Below are 20,335 nucleotides of genomic sequence, written 5' to 3'. Positions count from 1 at the left end.
CTAAGCACTGTCCCCGGCAGGCGCGCCCAGACCAACAGGCACGCGCGGCAGGCGTTTGCGGAATTGGCCGCGCATGACCAGGGCGTAGGCGATGGCGTCGAGTCCGGCGAGCGTCAGCCACCACAGCTGCTCGGCCGCCGGCCCGAACAGGCATAGGGCGAAACCCGCGCCGATGCCGCCCAGAAGGAAGGGCGCAAGCGCCGGACGCGACTGGCCGACGAACAGGCTGGCGCGGGCGGCGACAAGCGCCGCCGCGGCCGCGCCGAGAGCACCCAGATCGAACCAAATCTTGAAGACGAGACTGCGCGGCGTGGCGGGCGTCAGATAGCCGCCGAGCACGCCCCAGGTCGCCGCGCCAAACCCATGTCCAATCGCCGTACGCCAGCCGTCGGTCCCGATCATCTGGCCCCAGAAGGCGAGATGTCTGAAGAAGGCTGGCGGATTATCGGGCCAGAGAGCATGCGCCAAATAGGCGGCGAGCGGCGCGAGCAGCACGATCGCCGCCATCAGCGCCGCGATAACGGCGGCCATCGCTCGCGCGCGGCCGAAGGAGGCGACAAAGACCGCCGCGCCCGCGACGAGCGCCGGCATCGCATTCGGGGCGCGCGAGAGATAACAGGCCAGCGCCGTCGCGACGGCGAGCGCCGCCGCCCAATACCATCGGTCGCGCACGGCGAGCGCGCCCATCGCCGGCCACACCAGCAAGGACAGGCCAAGTCCGGCGCGGCCGAGCGGCCCGACGTCGAGAATGTCATCGAGCGTATATTGCGGCTTCAGCAGCAGGGTGACCGCGACGAGCGCGATCGTCGCCGCCGCGACGCCGATCGGCAGGAGATTGAGGTTGGAGGTTTTTGTTCGCAGAGGAAGAAATCCGGTCGCCAGCGCGACCAGCGCAAGCGTCGCCGCAATTTTGGCGAAGCGTTCCGCCGGACCCTCGAAGGGCGTCCAGAGCAGTGAAAGCGCCGTCCAGGCGGCCAGCAGCAGGGCGGCGAGAAACGGCGGAGAAAGCAGGATCGCGCGCATGGATCGCGCCGAACTCTCGTCCGGCGTGAGCGTTGCGGCGGCCAGAAGCAGCGCCGCTCCGATCGGCAGCAGAACATAGACCGTCTGGCGCGCCAAAATCGGCGCGATGAGCGAGACCACGAACAGCAAAAATACGCCGATGCGCAGCAGCAGGCGGGCGGCCTCTTCTGCGGGTTCGTCGGTATTGCGGCGCGAAAGGACGGACATTGCGAGATGCGGTTGAGTTTGGGGTCTGAGTTAAAGATTAGAACGAAACGGCCGCCGAGTAGTCCGCCGCAGCGCAGTAAATCTGGCAAAGGGCGCAATTTTTCGGCGACTGTGGCGCTTTTGCTATTTTTCGGAACGCGCCACGCTTTGCACTGAATCGCCAAAAAGCGGCGGGATTTAAGCGGCCTGGCGCCACTCCTCACGAACGGTCTCGTCCGGTTCGGCCGCCAGTCTTTGCCGACGAAGCTCAGCCAGCCGCGCCGGCGCCAGTCTGCCAAGCGCCCAGATGGCGGCTCCCCGAACGATCGGAGCGCCATCGTCAACCAGCCGCTCGGCCTCCGCGGCTAGCTCCGGACGACCGGAATTGCCAATCGCGATCAGAACATTGCGCAAGAAACGGTCGCGCCCGATGCGTTTGACCGGCGAACCGGCGAACTCCGTCCGGAACGCCGCATCGTCGAGCCTCGACAGTCGCGCCAGGGGCGGGGATTGAAATTCAGGGCGCGCAGCGAGCTTCGCTTCCCGTCCGACGCTGGCGTATTTGTTCCAGGGGCAGACCGCTAGACAATCATCGCAGCCATAGATTCGGTTGCCGATTTTTTCACGAAATTCGAGCGGAATCGGGCCCTTATGCTCGATCGTCAGATAGGAGACGCAGCGGCGCGCATCGAGCTGGTAGGGCGCCGGAAACGCTGCCGTCGGACAAATATCGAGGCATTTGCGGCACGAGCCGCAATGATCGGTTTCAAGCGGATCGGCCGTGAGACGCATATCGGTGAAGATCGCGCCAAGGAAGAGCCAGGAGCCGAAATCGCGCGAGACGAGATTCGTATGTTTGCCCTGCCAGCCGACGCCGGCCGTCTGGGCGAGCGGCTTTTCCATGACGGGCGCTGTGTCGACAAAGACTTTGGCGTCGCCTGCGCCGGCGCGTTTCAGCATGAATTGGGCGAGCCGTTTCAGCCGACCCTTGATGAGGTCGTGATAATCGCGGTTGCGGGCATAAACGGAAATCGTCGCGCAGTCGGGCTTTGCGAGCGACGCGAGCGGATCGCCCTCGGGCCCGTAGTTCAGGCCGAGCATGACGAGACTTGTCGCTTCCGGCCAGAGCGCGCGAGGCGCCGAGCGGCGATCGGCGGTTTCGAGCATCCAGCTCATATCGCCATGCGCGCCGTCTTGCAGCCAGGCGCGCAGCCGCTCTCCATGTGTGGGCGCCGTCTCCGCAGGCGCGAAGCGGCAGACGTCGAAGCCAAGCTCGAAGGCGTGAGCGCGGATGTCCTCTTCGATCGTCGGCGGCGCCCCGGCGCGCTTTTCACGTCGATTTCGTTGCTGACGAGTCGCCGTCAGCGCCGGTGAGAAGGACGTTTGCATGTCAGGAAGGCGTGTGAAGCGGGATCAAGACGATGAATTCCGTGCCCGGATCATGCTTCTTCATCTCGAATGTCGCATCGAGCTGGCGCGTGAAGGCGCCGATGATCCGCATGCCGAGGCCTTTGCGGCCTTGAGAGTCGGTCGCGTGAGGCTTCCCCGCGCCTTCGTCGCGCACCGACGCCACGAAATTCTTTTCGCCGGCGCGCGCGACCCTCACCAGAATGACTCCCGACTGGCTCTCATAGGCGTATTTCGCCGCATTGGCGATGAGTTCATTGACGATCAGCGCGGTCGCGACGGCGCGATCGGTCGCGATGACTATGCCTTCTTCGACTTCGGTGCGCACGTCGCATTGCGCGACGCTTTCGTCGAGGTCGCGACAGAGCGCTTCGACATATTTGCCGATGTCCATGCGCTCGACGTCCGAGCCGCGAGACAGCTGGTCATGCGCCTTCGCGATGGCGTCCACGCGGTGCGACGCCTCGTTGAGAAGGTCGCCCGCCTGCTCGTCCTCCGCGTCATTCGCTTGCAGGCGAAGCATGCCGCCGACGATTGCAAGGCTGTTTTTCACGCGATGGTTCATTTCTTTGAGCAGCGCTTCGTTGCGCGCAAGCGCCGCGCGAAGCTTGCGCTCTTCACGTTCGCGTTCGATCGCCATGCCGAGAATATTCGCGGCGCCCTGCAGAAAAGCGATATCCTGCTCGACGAATTCGGTCGGTGAACGGCTGTCGACTTCGAGCACGCCAAAAGGCTTTCCGTCGCCCTGCAAGATCACGTTCATGGCGCGGTGGACGCCGTGCCGCCGCAATATCTCGGGAGTTTTGAACCGCTTCTCGCTCTCGAGATGATTGGAGATGACCGGCGCGCCGCAGCGCAAGGCGTAGCCGGCGGGAGAGTCGAGATTGGCGCTGATTTTGGCGACGCCGACGACGCCGGGACTCCAGCCGACACCGGCGCGCACCAGAAATTCATTCTCGAAGGGGAGCAGTTCCAGAACTTTGCAGAATTCCGCGTCCAGCCCTTGCGCCGTCAGTCGCACGGCGTCGGTCAGCAGCTGATCGAACGTCGCGCCCTGAAGCGCGGAGACGCCGAGTTCCGCCAATATTTCCTGCTGCCGAATGCGCTGCTGCAATCCGCGCGACGGGTCGGCGCCGCGCGCGGGCTCGATGATTTCACCATCCCGATCGTCGGGCTCGCTCATTCGATTGTCCTGTATGGACCTTCACTTGCTTTTACCAAACGATTGTCAAGCGCGGCCGGATGACCGGCGGTCGATCGACTCCGGCCAAGGGTTAAAAATCCAGCTCCGCATAGTAGCGACCGGGCGCGAGTCCTGGCGCCCGATAGGTCAACAGGGGACGAAACGCCGGGCGCGATTTGATCCGCTGATACCACTGCTTTGCCGCTTCATCTTCCTCCCATGGCGCGTCGCCGAGATAGTCGGCGCAGGAAATATGCGCGGCCGCGGCGAAATCGGCATAGGTCAATCGATCGCCCGCCAGCCAGTTTCGCGTATGGGTCAGATAACCGATGTAGCGCAGGTGGTGGCGGATATTGGCGCGCGCCACGCGCAGCACGTCCATGTCCGGCGCGCCGCCCGGCGGCACGAAGCGCTTGTAGACTTTCTCCGTCATCAGCCAGTTCGTGACTTCGTCGTAAAATTTGACGTTGAACCAGTCGACGAGGCGACGCGTTTCAATGCGCGCCGACATTGCCTGCGGCAGCAGCCGTTGCGCCCCTCGCTCGGGGCCATAGACTTCGTCGATAAACTCGGCGATGACGCCGGCGCCGGGAACGACAGTCCCGTCGTCCTCGACAAAGACCGGCGTGCGTCCGGCCGGGTCGAGCGCCAGAAACTCCGGGCGGCGGTCGCTCGCGCGCTCTTCGACGAGCGTGGCGTCAATGCCGTATTCGGACAGGATGAGCCGGATGAATCGGGAATGCGGGCAGAGCGGATGATGATATAGCGTGGGCATGAGGCTTTCGAGAGGACGCGTGACGACCGTCAGGCCGAGGTTGTGTATGCTGTTTGGAATAGCACCGCTAGCAGGCGGTTTTGCGGCCTTGTAAAGCTCAATGGCGCTCAGCTTTCGTTAGGATATGCCATGATTCGTTTGGTCTTCGCACTTTCGTTCGGCGCGATGCTGTTCTCGGGCGCCGCCCATGGCGACTCGCTGAAGGACGGCGTCCCAAATCTTTCAGTCATTGGCGAGGCTTACGAGGACGTAGCGCCAGATGTGGCGATTCTGCGCTTCGGCGTCGTCACCGAACGTCCGTCCGCCGCAGACGCTGCGACGGAAAACGCGCATGCGGCGGAGGCTATACTTGCAGAGCTTAAGGAACTTGGCGTTCCTGACGCCGAAGTCGAGACGCTGGGCATGACGCTTGCGCCGGCGACCACGGAAGAGCGGGACCCCAAGACCGGCAAGATCAAGTCGGTGCGGAAATTGTTCCGCGCCCGGAACGATCTCCAGGTGCGGGTGACCCCAATCGGCAAGGCCGGGGAAATCGCCGGAAGCCTGATCGACAAGGGGGTCAACAGTTTCGAAGGCGTCGATTTCGCGATCGCGCATCCCGAGCAAAGGCTCGACGCATTGCGGCGCGAATCGGTCAAGGACGCCGAACGTCAGGCCAAAATCTATGCGGACGCCGCGGGAATGCGCCTGTCGCGCGTATTGGAAATTCGTCCGATCAACGAGGGCGACATGCGCCCGCGCGCTTTCGCTGCGAAGGCCGGCGCCGCTCCCGCCGCCATGGAAATCCCGCTGCGCCCCGGACTCCAGCGTCTCTCGGCCCGCGTAAGCATCATTTGGGGACTCTCGCGCTAGAACGCCTCTGCCCGCCAAAGCGGCGCAGACCCCCCGTATTGCCTGCAATTTCCTCGATTAAAGCCGTTTCGCGCTGCACAATTTCGCGCTAAGCTTTCATCGGCGCCAGGAGCCCAGGGGCAATGTGAGGGTGGCGGATGGCTCACGTGATTTTTTACGAAAAGCCGGGCTGCGCCGGCAATGCGCGGCAAAAGTCGCTTCTCCGCGCTTCTGGACATGAAGTCGAGGCGCGAAGCCTCGTGAGCGAACCCTGGACCGCATCCAGCCTGCGTCCCTATTTCGGCGCCACGCCGGTGCCGGAATGGTTCAACGCCGCGTCGCCGCGGATCAAATCCGGAGAGGTCGATCCGGAGAAAGTCACGCCGCAGGAAGCGTTGGTGATGATGATCCTCGATCCGCTGCTCATTCGTCGCCCGCTGATGCGCATCGGCGACCATTGCGAGGCGGGCTTCGACCCGAAGGCGGTCGACCGTTGGATCGGCCTGAAGGAAACCGGAGAGACGGTCAACGAAGGGTGCCTCCTCTCGGTCGCGGACGACGCCGCATAGAGCGCGCTTTACGCGAAGGACTGGCTTCCGCTTTTTTCGCCAGCCGCGCTCGGCCCCCCTGCGTCGCCGGCCGGGTCTTTACCCTCAAGACGGCATGCGCTAAACCCTTGCCGTAACCAGCCCCGGCGTTACCGCGCGGGGCTTTTTCTGTTGGAGAATGAGATACGGCCATGGCGAATGTGGCGGTGGTCGGCGCCCAATGGGGCGACGAGGGCAAGGGCAAAATCGTCGACTGGCTGTCGCTTGAGGCCGACGTCGTCGTGCGGTTTCAGGGCGGTCATAACGCCGGGCATACGCTGGTCATCGACGGCGTGACCTATAAGCTCGCGCTTCTGCCTTCCGGCATTGTGCGGCCGGGCAAGCTTTCCGTCATCGGCAATGGCGTGGTCGTCGATCCGCACTTTCTCGTCGGCGAAATCGACCGGCTGCGGGAGCAGGGCGTCGAGATTTCGCCGATGAATCTCAAGATCGCGGAAAATGCGCCGCTGATTCTGTCGCTCCATCGCGAACTCGATGCGCATCGCGAGGAGGCGGGCGGCGGCGCCAAGATCGGCACCACCAAGCGCGGCATCGGCCCCGCCTATGAGGACAAGGTCGGGCGCCGCTCGATCCGCCTCATGGACCTCGCTGAGCCCGAATTGCTGGACGACAAGATTGCGCGTCTCCTTGCGCATCACGATCCGTTGAGGCGCGGCCTCGGCCTGCCGGAGGTCGATGCAGGCGCCTTGCGCGAGGAGCTGCTCTCCGTCGCGCCGCGCATTCTGCCGTTCATGGACGCCGTTTGGGAGCTGCTCGAAAACGACCGTCGCGCCGGCAAGCGCATCCTCTTCGAGGGCGCGCAGGGCGTGCTGCTCGACGTCGACCACGGCACCTATCCTTACGTGACCTCGTCCAACACGGTGGCGGCGTCGGCGGCGAGCGGTTCCGGCCTCGGACCCGGCGCCATCGGCTATGTGCTCGGCATCGGTAAGGCCTATACGACGCGCGTCGGCGGCGGACCGTTCCCGACCGAGCTTCACGATGCGATCGGCGAACTGATCGGCGATCGCGGCCATGAATTCGGCACCAACACCGGGCGGCGGCGCCGTTGCGGCTGGTTCGACGCGGTGCTCACCCGCCAGGCGGTGAAGACCTCGGGCATCAACGGCCTCGCGTTGACCAAGCTCGATATTCTCGACGGTTTTGACGAGATCAAAATCTGCACGCATTACACGCTTGATGGAAAGCGCATCGAGCGCCTGCCGGCCTCGCAGGCGGCGCAGGCGCGGGTGCAGCCGGTCTATGAAAGCTTCCCCGGCTGGAAGGAATCGACGAGCGGCGCGCGTTCCTGGGCGCATCTGCCGGCGCAAGCGATCAAATATGTCCGTCGCATCGAAGAGCTGATCGAGGCGCCGGTGGCGCTGCTCTCGACGAGCCCCGAACGCGCCGACACCATCCTCGTGCACAATCCGTTTCAGGATTGAGCGCACACCTTCCCCTCGAGGGGGAGGGTCGGCGCTAAGCGCCCGGGTGGGGTGGAGCGATTTCGCAAACCATGCCGTCAAGCCGCGCCGTCCGCTGGACCCCCTTCTGATGGAGTTATCTCGGCGGTCGTCCCACCCCGCTTTTGCTTCGCAATGCGAGCCTCCCCTGAAAGGGGAGGGTGAGGTTACGCCCTTCGCGACCGCGCGGACTGCCGGAACGGTCTAACAGACCCAGCGTTGCGCGGGCTTGCGTCGCCGCTCGCCCTTCGCCATATGGGCGAAGGAGGAGAGGAAATGGAACCGCCCAGCCGGCCTTGTGAACATCACGCCCTGCGCCTGCATGCGCTCGACGGCGAAGACCTTTCGCTGCTTTCGGCGCATCTGCAGGATGCGCTGGTGCGCGTCGGTGACATCGCTTTTCTTCCCGACAAGCGCCGCTTTGCGATGGTCGGGTCGCGTTTCGATTGGGCCGCCGAGCTTGACGGACGACTGGAACGCTGCCGCTGCGGCCTGCATTTCGAAGGCGTGCAGCGCGTACGCTGTCAGCGCGTCGCGCGCGAGCATCCTGAGGCCATTCTCGAACTCCTCGCGGTCACTTTCGAACCTGACCCCGAGCCGCCGTCTGGCGTGATTCGCCTCCATTTTGCCGGCGGCGCGTCGATTGCGCTCGATGTCGAATGCGTCGAAGCGCAACTCTGTGACGTGGGACCACGCTGGAAGGTCGCCGCCCGTCCGGTCCATGATCTTGGCGGAGAACTTGGAGGCGAACTTGACGAGGGCGTTCCCGGAGGGCCATGACAGCCGGACTTCCGGCTGGAGAGGATCATGACCCTGCGTTTGGACGCCGCCGCGCCCGATTTCGAAGAACGTTTCGCGTCGCTGCTCGCGATGAAGCGCGAAGCGTCTCAGGACGTCGACGCGACCGTTCGCGGCATCATCGAGGATGTCGTCGCCCGTGGCGACGCGGCGCTCATCGACTATTCCAAACGCTTCGACCGCATCGACCTTGAACAAACCGGCATCGCCGTCTCGCGCGAAGAGATCGCGGCGGCGGAAGCCAAATGTTCGCACGAGCAGCTTGCGGCGCTCGATCTCGCGCTGGAGCGGATCACCGCCTTTCACGAGCGGCAGAGGCCCCAGGATCTGCGTTTTCGCGACGCCGCCGGCGTCGAACTGGGCTGGCGCTGGACGCCGCTCGACTCGGTGGGACTCTATGTGCCTGGCGGCACGGCCGCCTATCCTTCTTCCGTGCTGATGAACGTCGTGCCGGCGAAGGTCGCCGGCGTGAAGCGCATCGTCATGGTGGTTCCGACGCCTGGCGGCCATGTCGAGCCGCTGGTGCTCGCCGCCGCCAAACGCTCCGGCATCGATGAAATCTACCGCGTCGGCGGCGCGCAGGCGGTCGCGGCGCTCGCCTATGGCACCAAGACGATCGCGCCCGTCGCCAAGATCGTGGGTCCCGGCAACGCCTGGGTCGCTGCGGCGAAGCGCCGGGTGTTCGGCCAGGTCGGCATCGACATGATCGCCGGGCCGTCGGAAGTGCTGATCCTCGCCGACGCCTCAGCCAATCCCGACTGGATCGCCGCCGATCTGCTCGCGCAGGCCGAACATGACGAATCCGCGCAGTCGATTCTCATCACTGACGATTCGACGCTCGCCGACGCCGTCGCCGGCGCGGTGGAGCGGCATCTCACGACGCTGTCGCGCAAGGAGATCGCCGGCGCCTCCTGGCGCGACTATGGCGCGACGATCGTCGTGAAGAGTCTCGCCGACGCCATTCCGCTCGCCGATCGCATCGCCGCCGAACATCTCGAAATCATCAGCGAAGACGCCGAGGCGCTGGCGGCGCGCGTTTCGAACGCCGGCGCGATTTTCATTGGCGCCTACACGCCCGAGGCCGTCGGCGATTATGTCGGCGGCTCGAACCATGTTTTGCCGACGGCGCGCTCGGCGCGCTTTTCTTCGGGCCTGAGCGTGCTCGATTTCGTCAAGCGCACCTCGATCCTGAAATGCGACGCCGACTCGCTGCGCGCCATCGGCGCCGCCGCGGTGACGCTCGGCGACGCCGAAGGCCTGGAGGCGCATGCGCGCTCGGTGTCGATCCGCCTCAATCAGCTCGGGGCGTGAGGCGTGGAGTCAAGCGAGTCGAAGCGGCTGATTTCCGTCACGCTCGACGAAAATTCGATCGGCCGCGGCTCCGCGGATCAGGAGCATGAGCGCGCCATCGCGATCTATGATCTCATCGAGGAAAACAGCTTTTCGCTGATCGGTCATGACGGCGGGCCTTACGCGCTGCTGATTTCGCTCGTCGACGCCAAGCTCGTTTTTAAGATCAGCGACGCTGAGGGCGTCTGCCTCGTCACCCATATTCTCTCGCTGACGCCGTTCAGACGCATCCTCAAAGATTACTTCATGATCTGCGAAAACTATTATGCGGCGATACGCAATGCGACGCCGAGCAGGATCGAGGCGATCGACATGGGTCGTCGCGGGCTTCATAACGAAGGCGCGCAGCTTCTCCTCGAACGTCTGAAAGGCAAGATCGACACGGATCAGGACACGGCGCGACGCATCTTCACGCTGATCACGGCGCTTCACTGGAAAGGGTAAATGCGGCGCTTGGCGCCGATGCTGCAGCATCACGCGGCGCAGCGCTGGATAGCCTCAGGCATTTGGAATGCTTCGCATGGGCAAGAATAATTCGGATCACTACGCCGAGCTGCGGCTCTCGATGGAACCAGAAGGCGGCGAACTGCTTCGCGCCTTCGTTCGCGAAGCCTCGCTCGTCAGTGGGGTTCCGGCGGCGATCGCAAGCCTGCTTGCCGCCGACGCCGAGCAAATCTGGTGCATTCTCTGCCAGTCGAGCGCGAACTCGGAACGCGCTTCGGTGATTCTGTCGTCAGAGAAGCGCGAAGCGCGCGTGCGGATTCTGCTCGCCGGCCATTCTCGATTTTCGGCAATCCTTCCGTCGCTCGGCCCGCAACTGCGGCGGGACGCGGGAATTTCCTATCGAGAGCGAGGCGTCGACGGCTGGGAAATCGCGCTCCATCGCAGCATCGAGACCTCTCGTGACGCAACCGGCGTGGAGGAGCCGACCGCCGAAGCGGCGGCGCCGGCGGCGGAAGAGGTACAGATCGACGCCCCTCGGCAGGGCGATTCGGCGGCGATCGCGCGCTGCTTCCTCGCCGTCTACGGACATAATTATATTCATCGCGAAGTCTTTTCGCCGCATCGCTACTGGCGGAAAGTCGAGAGCGGAGAGCTGATCCCGATGGTGAGCCGCGACGCGCGCGGCGAGGTGATCGGACATGTGGCGCTCGAGCGAGAGGCCGGCGCGATGGTCGCTGAACGCGGCGAAGCAGTCGTGCTCCCCTCGTACCGCGGACGCCATCTCCTGGAGCGGATGACCGAACGGCTGACCGATGAAGCCGTCAGACTGGGGCTCGTCGGAATCTACGCCGAGCCCGTCACCACGCACACATTCTCGCAACGCAATGATGAGCGCGCCGGCATGCCGACGACCGCCATCCTGCTCGGCGCGGCGCCGGAGACGCTGCATTCGAAGGATTTGCCCGTGCCGACGGCCGGGCAGCGCCAGAGCTTTCTGCTTACTTTCCGCTTCCTGCAGCCGTCGGGCGAATGCGAAATCGTCGCGCCGCAGGAATATCGCGACGTCATTTCGGCGACATATGGGCGTCTTGGCGTTAGCGTTTCTCCGCTCGATGGCAGGACGCCAAAAGAAACGCGATCGATGACCAGCATCGCCGTCAACGAGGGCGGCTACGGCAGGATTCGCTTCGAGACGATCGGATCGAACGCCGCCATCGAACTGGCGCAGGCGATGAGCGACGTCGACAGTCTGGGCGCACGCGCCGTGCAGCTTTCCGCCCATATCGGCGATCCTGGCCTGCCGCTATTGACGGAGGCCGCACGCGCTCAAGGATTTTTCTTTTGCGGCCTGGCGCCGGCCTTCTCCGTCGGCGGGGATCTGCTGCTGATGCAGCGCCTTAGCGAGCCGCTCGATGTCAACGCGCTGCAATTGTTCACGGATCAAACGAAAGAACTTGCAGCCTTCATTGAACAGGACCGGCAGTCGGCGACGAGCCGGCGATGAAAGAGCGTTAGCGACGTGACGCGACCCCAGTCGATCCTCTTCGCCTGCACGCTCAACACTGTTCGATCGCCCATGGCCGAAGCGATCGCCAAGCATTATTTCGGCCGCGAAATCTACTTCGCTTCGGCGGGACTGAAACGCGGCGCGCCGGACCCTTTCGCCATCGCGGCGATGGAGGAGATCGGCGTCGATATTTCGGCGCACAAGCCGCACAGTTTCGAAGATCTTGAAGATTCGAACTTCGATTTGATCATCACTCTGTCGCCAGAGGCGCACCACAAGGCACTGGAGTTCACCCGCACGATGGCGGTCGACGTCGTCTATTGGCCGACGCCGGACGCAACCGCCGCGCACGGATCGCGCGAAGCGATACTCGAGGCCTATCGCGACGTGCGCGAAAGGCTGACGGGACGGATCAAGGAGCTACTCGGCCACGGGCCGCGGCCGATCGGATGAGCGCGGATGTCATTCCCGACGCGCGCAAAGCGCGCGATCGGGAATCCAGAGCAAGACCAGCGTATTTGAATTTGCCCTGGATTCCCGGTCAGGCCTTCGGCCTGCCGGGAATGACAAAGACCAAGTGAACGGATCAGTTGGAATTCGTATCATACCCGACTTCCATTCGGGACGAGCTCGTCATTGCGAGCGAAGCGAAGCAATCCAGAATGCCCCTTGCTCTGGATTGCTTCGTCGCTGCGTTGCTCGCAATGACGACCGACGGTGCGTGCGAGGGAGAAACCGGAATTATAGCGCCTTCTTCATCTGCGCGCAGAAGCGCTGGGCGAAGGCGATCAGGGCGCGATCGGCGCCATGTCTGCCGACGAAGGACAGCGCAACCGGCGCTTCGCTTGTCGGCAGCGGAATGCTGATCTGAGGCAGGCCGAAAAAGCTGGCGATGAGAAACAGCCGCATCATCTGATAGCGCTTGGCGTCGAGCTTTTCTTCAGTTTCGGCGAGCAGCGGCGCGCGAAACGGCGCCGTCGGCATGACGAAGAAGCCGCGTTCGCCGAGCATCGCGTCAATCCTTGGTCGCTCCTTGTCGCGGAAGGCTTGGGCGGCGTCCCTCTTGTCGGCGGTCACCTTGGCCGCAAAGGCGAAACGCTCTTCGACGCCCTTGCCGAAGGCGGGTCTGTTCGCCGTAATCCAATCGCCATGCGCCGCCCAGGCCTCGAAAGCCTGCATATTGCGGAAATGCCCCAGAGCCGTCTTGAAGAATTCCTCGCCGAGCGTCGCTTCGCGCCAGGGCTCGAACGCCTTCAGGGCGTCGATCGGATGCGCCGCCGCCGAGGCGAAATCCATTTCGACTCCTAAAAAGGCGTCGGTGAGCAGCACGGCTTCTCCGACCTCGGCGTTCTTCGCGTCCGCCGGCAACAAAACGTCGCCGACCGACGCCATGGCGTCGATGTCGCGGGCAAACCAGCCGATGGCGTCGAAGGAGGGCGCCAACGGAACGATTCCCTCCATCGACACGGCGCCGTGCGATGTGCGGAAACCCAAGATTCCACAAAATGCGGCCGGCGCTCGGCAGGAGCCGGCGGTGTCGGTGCCGATGGCGAAATTGACCTGGCCAGCAGCGACGGCGACCGCCGAGCCTGTCGACGAGCCGCCAGGATGCCGGTCCCGCGCGGCTGGATTGATCGGCGTGCCGTAATGCGGATTGGCGCCGAGCAGACTATAGGCCATCTCGTCCATATTGGTCTTGCCGACGAGGCGCGCCCCAGCGTCAAGCAAGCGATCCACGACCGGCGCGTTGCGCGCCGCGGCGGCGTGTGTCTTCGCCCATGTCGGGTGTCCGTTCGTCGAGACGTGTCCGGCGACGTCGATATTCTCCTTGACGACGAATGTCGCGCCGGCGAGCGGCCCCGGCGCATCTGTGCCCTGGTTGAGAACGACGGAGAGCGCGCCGAGATCTACTTTCATCGCGGCATCCTTCCTGGTGCGGCCAGAGCATCGGCGCGGCGGGAATAGAATTGCGCCCGAGCGAGATTATACCCAAGATTGTGGCGAGACGAAACGCGTAGGCCGCGGATGCTACAGTTGCGCGGTTCGCAGGCTTTCTACAAAGCGCCGGCGCGGCGCCGATTATAGGAGGGGCGAGATGGATGAATTTGGCGGCGGCTTTCTGCGCAATGCGATCATCGGGTTTGCGCTGGCTTTGGCTATTTCGATCATCTACCTCTGGTACAGCCGATAGGCGCGCGCGTCGCGTCGCGGGCGTTCGCATTCAGAATATCTGCGGCCTGGCGATCATCAGCCATATGATCGTCAGAACGGCGGCGAAGGCGGGAAAGCCGAAAGCGAACCACCACCAGAATAATCTGTGGTAGCTCTGCGGCAGCGACTGATTCGCCGCAACAGCGGCCTGCGCGATGTCGCGCATGCGCATCTGCATCCAGACGACTGGCAGCCAGAAGGCGCCGGTAAAAAAATAGAGCGCGATTGAAAGCGCGATCCAGCCCTCGGTAAGCGAATAGCCAGAGAGCCAGGCGAGCGCGACGCCGGTGATCGGCTGAAGCACGACGGCCGAAGCCGTAAACAGGAAGTCGGCGATCACGACAATGCGCGCCACGCCGGCGATAACCGGCGCGGAGCGGGTGATATGCGCCATCACCATGAAGAAGGCGATTCCGGCGCCTGCGCCGAGCAAAACCGTGGCGCCGATGATGTGAAGAAATTTAACGATGAGATAGGTCATCTATCGTCGACGATCGCAAGACACACGATATTCAGCGCCATCACTGGCCAGACTTTGAGCATTGGCCCCAGCGGCTCCATCCAGAGTCGCGGCGCCAGAATGGAGCCGACGATAAGATAGATGAATGAGAGGATGAGCGCGGCGACAAGCGCGATTTTGGATGTTCTTCGAAAGGCGATGGCGACGCCGATGATGAGATCGGATGAGGCGCCGGCAAATACGGTCAGCGGAACGATCGGGCCCGACAGTCCGCCTTCATGCAATAGTCCCAGCCCGATATCCCATCCCGGTCCGAATGAAATCAGCGCCGTCGAAATCCAAGTCAGCGCGGTGACGACGAAAATGAGCGGCTTGAGCGCATAGATGCGCGCAAACCATTTCTCGCGCACGTCGGCGGGCTCGGCCGCGAGCGCGGCGCCGAGCGAGCGCGGCTCGACGCCCGTGATGTTCGTCCATTGCGTCGGATCGCCGACGGCGCCGCGCGTCATTTCTCTTTTCGCAATGTCGCGGATCGGCGTGCGCCAGCCGAGCCAGGCGAGAAAATCGCCGATGCGGTACATCGCATTGATCAACCAGTCGGGAAGATCGACGCGCCAGGCCGGCCGCCATCCGAGCCAGCTGCGGTAGGCGGCGACGACATCGTTGAATGTCAGACGCTCGGGACCGACGATCTCAAGTTCAAGGCGCGAAGGCGCCGAGGGCGAAAGAAAAAACAGCGCCGTCGCCACGACATCGTCGAGCTGGACGATTTGCAGCTCTCCGGCGTTGTTGAAGCGCGGGACGATCGGCAGCGCCGCCAAACCTCGAAACAGCGCGCTTCCGCCATAAGCCGGGCGTCCGACGACGACGGAGGGGCGCAGGATGACCCAGTCGAGCGACGCGGCCTTCAACGCGTTGTCGCCCTCAGCCTTGCTTCTAGAGAACTCGCTCGGCGTTTGTCGGTCGACGCCGACGCCGGAAAAGTGAATGACCCGTTTGACGCCGGCCTGTTCGCACGCCGCAAACAGAGTGGCCGGACCTAGGCGATGCGCAGCGTCGGTCGAATCGGCGCCGCCTCCGCCGAGCACGCCGGCGCAATTGACGACGGCGTCGACGCCATCGAGATATGTCGACCATTGCCGCGGGTCGTTTACAGTTCTCAGGTCGAGGGAAACCCAGTTCGCCTTAGGAAATTGCCGTCGAACGCCGGCGCGTCCGCGCGAAGCGGCGATCACGCAATGTCCAGCCGAGAGAAGCTTTGCAAGAAGGCTCGATCCGATGAAGCCTGTCGCGCCAACGAGAAGAACTTTCATCGGTCGCTCTTGATCATGAAACGTTGGCGTCGCCATAATTCGAATCTAGGCGCGTAGTGTTACAGGGACCAGCGCCACACGCGCAATGCGGCCTCTTCGTGAGCGCGCTATCGCAGCATTCGGTAGATGACGCTGAACAGGGTGGCGTTGACCGTCGCCAGAATCAGGACGATCAGTAACGTCTCAGCTATCCGATCAAAATCTCGCCCAGGCGACATTGGACGCCTCGCGCATTCAAGTTGCGCAGCGACATTTAGTTAGAGCGGCTGCGCCGGGCGGCAATTCGTGGTTTTTTCGAGTCGTCGCCTACCAACGGCGTCTGCCGCGCCTTGGCAATTGAACTGGAGCAGTTGCGGCCAGTGCGGTTCGAGCGACGCGCTAGCCCTTTCGCGCGCATGACGAAGCGCTAGGTATCTTAAGTGTGCGCCAGTTTTAGCTTGGGATGGCCACCCGGCGATTTAGCTCGATAGATAGGAGACCATTATGAACAGACGCGGATTCCTGAGCGCTACGATGGGCGCCGCAATCGCGGCGTTTGCCATTCCTGGCGCCGCGCTCGCGACGAATCATCTCGCCAAGGCCATAGCCGAGATCAACAAAGCGATCCCTTATGGCGAAGAGCCGGCTCACAGCTCCTCTTTCGTCCAGCACATCGACAACGCCATCGATCATGCCGTTATGGCGCAAAGGGCGCACGCGAATCGACATATCAAAAGGGCGATCGCCTATCTGCGCCGCGCGCGCAAGACCGCCTATGGCACGCATCTGCTGAAATACTCGCGCCGAGCCGCGTCACTGGCGAAGAAGGCGCTGACGCAACTTCGGGCGGCGGGATGAAACAACTTTGAATGATGCTTATTGAAAGCATCTTGCAACAAGTGAGGGATCGCCAAGGCGACGCAAACGATGGCGAACGTCATCTTTGTTGGTCGCCTGATTATGGCGACGGATTAGACAAAGTGTCGCTCGGCGAAACGGCGGAACTTCTGCTTTCAAGCAGCGACCGCCGGATCAATCAGCGCAGGATCGCCATCTAAATTGACGGCCGGTTTCACCACCACCAGCCTCCATAAGGATAGCCCCAGCCGCCGACGGGATAGCCCCAGCCGCCGCCCCAGCCCCATCCGCCGTAGGGATAGCCCCAGCCGTAGTAGCGGGGAGCCGTCGCGGCGGCGATGCCTGCGCCCATTATTCCGAGAGCCGCAGCGGCGAACATCGCCCCTGCAGGATTGTAGCGATAACCGTAGCCCCGGCGGTAATACCGACGCGGATGGTAATAGCGCACGTAATGTCGATATGGGCGACCGCGGTAGCGTATTGTGTCGGCGGGAGACGTTAGGCCGATATCGGCGGGCGGGGCCACACTCATCGGCCCGGCTAGAACCTCAGCCGGCATAGCCGAGAGAGCCATCGCTCCGCACAACGTGCAAGCCAAGACGGATTTGAATTGCTTACGCATAGGCGCACCCTCCCGGACGATTGTTTCGCAGGCGCCGAGTCGCACTCTTGAACGCGACCGCATTCTAAAACACGGAATCTGATTGAATTGTTCCTTTCTCGACCCCGATTCTCACCAAGCCGCGCGGCGGGGTTGTCGAACCGTACATTCCCGCTGGCGTCTCCTGGCGCACGAAAGCCGGTCTTACGATGATGCTACACACTCGTAGTCTACCGTGCAAAACCCATGTCCCAGCGACGCCTTCAACGCGAAGATCGACGATCGTGGGCGGCAGCTATTTGCAAAATGGCAACGCGAAGCATCAAAGGAACTACAGCCACAAAAGCGCCCCACCAGTTGACCGGTGATGGACGTCAGTTCGGGGTGGGCGAAAACGATAAGAATCTTTTTTGGTCAGGGGATTATCGCTAGGGACGATGGACGCGCGGCTACTTGCGGTCCTTCGGGTGAACCCAGGCATGGGGCAGCGACACTTCGTCGAGTTCGGTATGCGCCAACGAATTGGTGAAGTTGGAAATCAGTTTGGAAGCAAGGCCGACCAGCACCTCGAGCGCCTGCCGCTCGGTGTATCCCGCATTCAGGAACGCCTTGATCTCGCGCTCGTCGAGATGCCCCCGCTTGTCGAGAAGCTGGCGCGCGTAGGTTCTGAGCGCTTCGAGCTTGGCGTCCTTGATCGGGAGACCTTCGCGCAGCGCCTCGATGACGTCGGCCGGCATTTTCTTGAAGGTCATCAGAAAAGTGTGGCCCGGGACGCAATAGTGGCAGTTGTTCTCATAGTTCGCGGTCATGAACACGACCTGCTGCTCCAGCGGAGTGAAGGTCGTCTGTTGCTCAAAGAGCGCGAAGGTATCGAGATAGGCCTGGTAGGCAGCCGGCGCTCCCCCCAGCACCTGGTGCAGCTTCGGGAGAAAACCGTAGTTTTTCAGCGACCGTTCGATTTGCGGGAGCGATTCCTTGGGGGCGTCTTTCTGGGAATAGGACTTGAACATGGACCTGCCTTTCGAGAGGACGCGCGGCAGAAAGGACGGTCCTGCGTCCAATGCTACGCGCGCCAATGATATTTGGGCCGATTGTTGGCATATGTGAAATCGATAATGTTAAGACTAGAAATCCAAACTATGGATACCCGCTGCATCGATCTCGATCTCCTGGCAACCCTCGACGCGCCGCTCGCCGAACGGAATGTGACGAAGGCGGCAACTTGGTTGCGTCTCAGCCTCGACGAGGCGCGTCAAAAATGCGAGGCTTGGCGTAGAAACTATAACGACGTGCGATCGCGTAGCTCGATCGGCAATAAAACGCCGGGAGAGCTGCATTCGCCGCCCCTGCAATCCGGGCCGGCGAATGAAGCCGGAATTTTCTGGCCAACCCGGTCCAACGTCGGGGGCAAGTTCAGCCGCTCTGAAACTAACATTAGACTTGGATCACCCAATGGGGGCTGACCACAGATGAATGGCGCCGCCGATCGCTCCACCCTTCGTATCAAAATCGCAAACGACCGACCGGGCGTCCAATAATAACGGGATCATCATGGAAAACAGTCGCATTACGCGCGTGACCTCCGTCGTAGTGATCCTCTTTATCGTTCTGATCTGCTGCAAGTTCGGGCAGGCGGTCCTTGAGCCCGTCGTCTTTGCCGTCTTCATCATTGCGATTGCTTGGCCCCTGCAGAAGTCGATGCAGGCGAGAGTAGGAAAGGCCATTGCGTTGAGTGTGACGGTCGCGCTGACCGCCGCGGCGATCCTGGCGCTGTTTGCTCTGATCGCTTGGGGCGGCAGAGAGGTGGTGGAGTGGGCCAGACAGAATCTCGACCGCATCCAGGAAACTGTGATGACATCCACGTCCTGGCTGGAAGAGCATGACATTTTTATCTTAACGCTCATTGCTGAACAGTTTAACACCGCGTCGGTTATAAGGCTTCTTCACATAGTCGCCGTTAGAGTGAACACAATTTTAGCCTTCGCAGTCATCGTGCTCGTGTACGTAATTTTAGGACTAGCGGAAACCGAAGCCGTTCGGAAGCGTATTGCTTCACTCGAAAATCGGGAGACAAGCCGGCGCTTGCTCGAAGGCGGCAGGAAGATCGGCGAAAAGTTCCGCACCTATATATTCGTTCGAACGATCGCCAGCATTGCGACAGGTCTCGCGGTATGGGGTTTCGTCCAGTTCATGGAATTGGAAATGGCCGGCGCATGGGGCGTGCTGACCTTTGCGTTGAACTACCTGCCCTACATCGGCTCCCTCATCGTTACAGCGCTTCTGCCGCTTTTTGCCTTCGTGCAGTTCGGCTCAATCGAAACGCCGTTGGTGGTTTTTTTCGGGGTGTTGGTGATCCAGTTCATCATTGGGAGCTATCTGGAGCCAGTGTTTTCCGGATCAGCTCTGTCGATCTCCCCGCCGATCGTCCTTTTTTCGATTGTTCTTTGGACTTTCCTGTGGGGCGCGCTTGGGGCGTTTCTCGGCGTCCCGCTGTCGATTGCGACGCTGACGATTCTTGAACAATTTCCGTCGAACCGATGGGCGGCGGAGATCCTGTCAGGAGGGCGGCCCGGCGTGTCGCCTCGCCAACCCGCCTAAACGGCGACGCAGATGTTTCCACGCTTCGCCGCGCAATCCAAACGCCCACGCCGCCGACCAGGAGCGCGTGTATGCCGGGCGGCGCTCATTTTGAAAACACCCGGTGATTTGCGGCGGGTAAACCATATGGCTGCTGCGCTCGAATTCAGATAAGACGATGGTCTGAGCTTGCGCAGAGAGGCGTCAGATGCTTTGGGCGATCAGATTCATTGGCTTGCTGTCTCAAGCGATTTTCCTGGAATTCTTGCACATCTTCGGTTTGATCGTCTTTCTGCTCGCCGCGCTGCTTGGCTATTTCAGGGCTCCCTGGTGGATCGCCCCAGCGCTCGCCGTCGCTAGCGGATTCTTCGCCAACAGGTTCATTGATCTCACTTATCTGACGGAAATATTCCGCAGGGCGGTATCCGCCAATGATCGATGGGCTTTCGTGATCGTCGTCTATTTCGCAATCACGATCGGCGGCTATCTCATTGGCCTTTTGGGGCGTTTGTTCATGAGACGCGCGAGGCGGCGCTAGGAAGGCGCTTGACGGGGTCGCGACCGCGAATGTGCTGTCTTGAAGAGAGTTGCGCAGCGACGCGCGCATTCTCTGGCGCCGAAGCCGTCATCCGTGAAGAACTCGCAAGGCGTTGATGTGACGAAGTTTTGAGACCTGCGGAAGTAATCGTTTCCGCAGGTTTTCGCTGCGCGGGATGCTGTTTGCTTGCAAATTGATCCGGCGCCGCTGTCGTGATTCTGTGCTCTCGGGGAAGGCCTCGAGG

22 protein-coding genes are annotated in these 20,335 nt (G+C 62.3%); 12 read left to right on the top strand and 10 right to left on the bottom strand.

What is annotated here, in order from left to right:
• The 4 genes from AB7I51_RS05110 to AB7I51_RS05095 form a co-directional block, all read right to left on the bottom strand.
• On the bottom strand, positions 1 to 1,230 hold the full coding sequence (locus AB7I51_RS05110; protein ID WP_428403255.1) for a hypothetical protein: 1,230 nt from the start codon (positions 1,228 to 1,230) through the stop codon (positions 1 to 3).
• A 177-nt stretch (positions 1,231 to 1,407) separates the two neighbouring features.
• Entirely contained in the window at positions 1,408 to 2,598 is a 1,191-nt protein-coding gene (gene queG / locus AB7I51_RS05105) for a tRNA epoxyqueuosine(34) reductase QueG (RefSeq protein WP_428403254.1), read from the bottom strand.
• A gap of 1 nt (position 2,599) precedes the next feature.
• On the bottom strand, positions 2,600 to 3,799 hold the full coding sequence (locus AB7I51_RS05100; RefSeq protein WP_428403253.1) for a sensor histidine kinase: 1,200 nt from the start codon (positions 3,797 to 3,799) through the stop codon (positions 2,600 to 2,602).
• Between the two features lie 91 nt (positions 3,800 to 3,890).
• The gene (locus AB7I51_RS05095) at positions 3,891 to 4,574 is read right to left on the bottom strand and encodes a glutathione S-transferase family protein (protein ID WP_428403252.1); all 684 of its coding nucleotides are present in this window, start codon (positions 4,572 to 4,574) and stop codon (positions 3,891 to 3,893) included.
• Between the two features lie 129 nt (positions 4,575 to 4,703).
• Here AB7I51_RS05095 and AB7I51_RS05090 point away from each other — a divergent pair, with 129 nt between their 5' ends.
• The 8 genes from AB7I51_RS05090 to AB7I51_RS05055 all read left to right on the top strand — a co-directional run bounded on the left by AB7I51_RS05090 (position 4,704) and on the right by AB7I51_RS05055 (position 12,007).
• Entirely contained in the window at positions 4,704 to 5,426 is a 723-nt protein-coding gene (locus AB7I51_RS05090) for an SIMPL domain-containing protein (RefSeq protein WP_428403251.1), read from the top strand.
• 137 nt (positions 5,427 to 5,563) lie between these two features.
• Positions 5,564 to 5,974 (top strand): ArsC/Spx/MgsR family protein, encoded by a 411-nt coding sequence (locus AB7I51_RS05085; protein WP_428403250.1) that lies wholly within the window; start codon positions 5,564 to 5,566, stop codon positions 5,972 to 5,974.
• 170 nt (positions 5,975 to 6,144) lie between these two features.
• Positions 6,145 to 7,437, top strand: a complete 1,293-nt coding sequence (locus tag AB7I51_RS05080) for an adenylosuccinate synthase (protein WP_428403249.1) — start codon at positions 6,145 to 6,147, stop codon at positions 7,435 to 7,437.
• Positions 7,438 to 7,731: 294 nt separating this feature from the next.
• The gene (locus AB7I51_RS05075) at positions 7,732 to 8,235 is read left to right on the top strand and encodes a DUF2948 family protein (RefSeq protein WP_428403248.1); all 504 of its coding nucleotides are present in this window, start codon (positions 7,732 to 7,734) and stop codon (positions 8,233 to 8,235) included.
• Between the two features lie 27 nt (positions 8,236 to 8,262).
• Positions 8,263 to 9,564 carry a histidinol dehydrogenase gene (hisD, locus tag AB7I51_RS05070; protein WP_428403247.1) on the top strand — a complete coding sequence of 434 codons (1,302 nt, stop codon included), beginning with the start codon at positions 8,263 to 8,265 and terminating at the stop codon, positions 9,562 to 9,564.
• Between the two features lie 3 nt (positions 9,565 to 9,567).
• Entirely contained in the window at positions 9,568 to 10,047 is a 480-nt protein-coding gene (locus AB7I51_RS05065; RefSeq protein WP_428403246.1) for a UPF0262 family protein, read from the top strand.
• A gap of 76 nt (positions 10,048 to 10,123) precedes the next feature.
• On the top strand, positions 10,124 to 11,551 hold the full coding sequence (locus AB7I51_RS05060) for a hypothetical protein (protein ID WP_428403245.1): 1,428 nt from the start codon (positions 10,124 to 10,126) through the stop codon (positions 11,549 to 11,551).
• Positions 11,552 to 11,566: 15 nt separating this feature from the next.
• Positions 11,567 to 12,007 (top strand): low molecular weight phosphatase family protein, encoded by a 441-nt coding sequence (locus AB7I51_RS05055; RefSeq protein WP_428403244.1) that lies wholly within the window; start codon positions 11,567 to 11,569, stop codon positions 12,005 to 12,007.
• A gap of 288 nt (positions 12,008 to 12,295) precedes the next feature.
• Here the strand turns inward: AB7I51_RS05055 and AB7I51_RS05050 are convergent, their stop codons facing one another.
• The 3 genes from AB7I51_RS05050 to AB7I51_RS05040 all read right to left on the bottom strand — a co-directional run bounded on the left by AB7I51_RS05050 (position 12,296) and on the right by AB7I51_RS05040 (position 15,538).
• Complete coding sequence (locus AB7I51_RS05050; protein WP_428403243.1) at positions 12,296 to 13,471, bottom strand: amidase; 1,176 nt, start codon at positions 13,469 to 13,471, stop codon at positions 12,296 to 12,298.
• A 304-nt stretch (positions 13,472 to 13,775) separates the two neighbouring features.
• Positions 13,776 to 14,246, bottom strand: a complete 471-nt coding sequence (locus AB7I51_RS05045; protein ID WP_428403242.1) for a DUF2269 family protein — start codon at positions 14,244 to 14,246, stop codon at positions 13,776 to 13,778.
• A complete protein-coding gene (locus AB7I51_RS05040) occupies positions 14,243 to 15,538 on the bottom strand; it encodes an SDR family oxidoreductase (protein ID WP_428403241.1) in 1,296 nt (431 codons plus the stop codon). Before AB7I51_RS05040 ends, AB7I51_RS05045 begins: the two co-directional genes overlap by 4 nt.
• 483 nt (positions 15,539 to 16,021) lie before the next feature.
• On the opposite strand from AB7I51_RS05040, the gene smbP reads away from it, so the two are divergent.
• Both smbP and AB7I51_RS05030 read left to right on the top strand, forming a co-directional pair.
• Entirely contained in the window at positions 16,022 to 16,375 is a 354-nt protein-coding gene (gene smbP, locus AB7I51_RS05035) for a small metal-binding protein SmbP (protein WP_428403240.1), read from the top strand.
• Between the two features lie 11 nt (positions 16,376 to 16,386).
• Positions 16,387 to 16,575, top strand: coding sequence for a hypothetical protein (locus AB7I51_RS05030; protein WP_428403239.1), 189 nt, complete (start codon positions 16,387 to 16,389; stop codon positions 16,573 to 16,575).
• Positions 16,576 to 16,589: 14 nt separating this feature from the next.
• Here AB7I51_RS05030 and AB7I51_RS05025 read toward each other — a convergent pair whose 3' ends face one another.
• Positions 16,590 to 16,949, bottom strand: a complete 360-nt coding sequence (locus AB7I51_RS05025; protein WP_428403238.1) for a hypothetical protein — start codon at positions 16,947 to 16,949, stop codon at positions 16,590 to 16,592.
• Between the two features lie 476 nt (positions 16,950 to 17,425).
• Entirely contained in the window at positions 17,426 to 17,986 is a 561-nt protein-coding gene (locus AB7I51_RS05020) for a carboxymuconolactone decarboxylase family protein (protein ID WP_428403237.1), read from the bottom strand.
• A 105-nt stretch (positions 17,987 to 18,091) separates the two neighbouring features.
• On the opposite strand from AB7I51_RS05020, the gene AB7I51_RS05015 reads away from it, so the two are divergent.
• On the top strand, positions 18,092 to 18,439 hold the full coding sequence (locus AB7I51_RS05015) for an integrase core domain-containing protein (protein WP_428403295.1): 348 nt from the start codon (positions 18,092 to 18,094) through the stop codon (positions 18,437 to 18,439).
• Between the two features lie 10 nt (positions 18,440 to 18,449).
• Positions 18,450 to 19,574 (top strand): AI-2E family transporter, encoded by a 1,125-nt coding sequence (locus AB7I51_RS05010; protein WP_428403236.1) that lies wholly within the window; start codon positions 18,450 to 18,452, stop codon positions 19,572 to 19,574.
• Between the two features lie 145 nt (positions 19,575 to 19,719).
• On the opposite strand, the gene AB7I51_RS05005 is transcribed toward AB7I51_RS05010, so the two are convergent.
• Complete coding sequence (locus tag AB7I51_RS05005) at positions 19,720 to 20,160, bottom strand: hypothetical protein (protein WP_428403235.1); 441 nt, start codon at positions 20,158 to 20,160, stop codon at positions 19,720 to 19,722.
• Positions 20,161 to 20,335 lie beyond the last annotated feature (175 nt).

It is taken from the genome of Methylocystis sp., from assembly GCF_050246715.1.
Taxonomy (GTDB): Bacteria; Pseudomonadota; Alphaproteobacteria; order Rhizobiales; family Beijerinckiaceae; genus Methylocystis.
The sequence above is the reverse complement of the archived record's forward strand: the minus strand, read 5'-3'. Positions and strand labels throughout refer to the sequence as shown.

Bases quoted from the DNA above. Each gene is read 5' to 3' on its own strand.
- AB7I51_RS05110 (WP_428403255.1), bottom strand. From the start codon at position 1,230: ATGTCCGTCCTTTCGCGCCGCAATACCGACGAACCCGCAGAAGAGGCC.
- queG (WP_428403254.1), bottom strand. From the start codon at position 2,598: ATGCAAACGTCCTTCTCACCGGCGCTGACGGCGACTCGTCAGCAACGA.
- AB7I51_RS05100 (WP_428403253.1), bottom strand. From the start codon at position 3,799: ATGAGCGAGCCCGACGATCGGGATGGTGAAATCATCGAGCCCGCGCGC.
- AB7I51_RS05095 (WP_428403252.1), bottom strand. From the start codon at position 4,574: ATGCCCACGCTATATCATCATCCGCTCTGCCCGCATTCCCGATTCATC.
- AB7I51_RS05090 (WP_428403251.1), top strand. From the start codon at position 4,704: ATGATTCGTTTGGTCTTCGCACTTTCGTTCGGCGCGATGCTGTTCTCG.
- AB7I51_RS05085 (WP_428403250.1), top strand. From the start codon at position 5,564: ATGGCTCACGTGATTTTTTACGAAAAGCCGGGCTGCGCCGGCAATGCG.
- AB7I51_RS05080 (WP_428403249.1), top strand. From the start codon at position 6,145: ATGGCGAATGTGGCGGTGGTCGGCGCCCAATGGGGCGACGAGGGCAAG.
- AB7I51_RS05075 (WP_428403248.1), top strand. From the start codon at position 7,732: ATGGAACCGCCCAGCCGGCCTTGTGAACATCACGCCCTGCGCCTGCAT.
- hisD (WP_428403247.1), top strand. From the start codon at position 8,263: ATGACCCTGCGTTTGGACGCCGCCGCGCCCGATTTCGAAGAACGTTTC.
- AB7I51_RS05060 (WP_428403245.1), top strand. From the start codon at position 10,124: ATGGGCAAGAATAATTCGGATCACTACGCCGAGCTGCGGCTCTCGATG.
- AB7I51_RS05050 (WP_428403243.1), bottom strand. From the start codon at position 13,471: ATGAAAGTAGATCTCGGCGCGCTCTCCGTCGTTCTCAACCAGGGCACA.
- AB7I51_RS05045 (WP_428403242.1), bottom strand. From the start codon at position 14,246: ATGACCTATCTCATCGTTAAATTTCTTCACATCATCGGCGCCACGGTT.
- AB7I51_RS05040 (WP_428403241.1), bottom strand. From the start codon at position 15,538: ATGAAAGTTCTTCTCGTTGGCGCGACAGGCTTCATCGGATCGAGCCTT.
- smbP (WP_428403240.1), top strand. From the start codon at position 16,022: ATGAACAGACGCGGATTCCTGAGCGCTACGATGGGCGCCGCAATCGCG.
- AB7I51_RS05030 (WP_428403239.1), top strand. From the start codon at position 16,387: ATGATGCTTATTGAAAGCATCTTGCAACAAGTGAGGGATCGCCAAGGC.
- AB7I51_RS05025 (WP_428403238.1), bottom strand. From the start codon at position 16,949: ATGGCTCTCTCGGCTATGCCGGCTGAGGTTCTAGCCGGGCCGATGAGT.
- AB7I51_RS05020 (WP_428403237.1), bottom strand. From the start codon at position 17,986: ATGTTCAAGTCCTATTCCCAGAAAGACGCCCCCAAGGAATCGCTCCCG.
- AB7I51_RS05015 (WP_428403295.1), top strand. From the start codon at position 18,092: ATGTTAAGACTAGAAATCCAAACTATGGATACCCGCTGCATCGATCTC.
- AB7I51_RS05010 (WP_428403236.1), top strand. From the start codon at position 18,450: ATGGCGCCGCCGATCGCTCCACCCTTCGTATCAAAATCGCAAACGACC.
- AB7I51_RS05005 (WP_428403235.1), bottom strand. From the start codon at position 20,160: ATGCGCGCGTCGCTGCGCAACTCTCTTCAAGACAGCACATTCGCGGTC.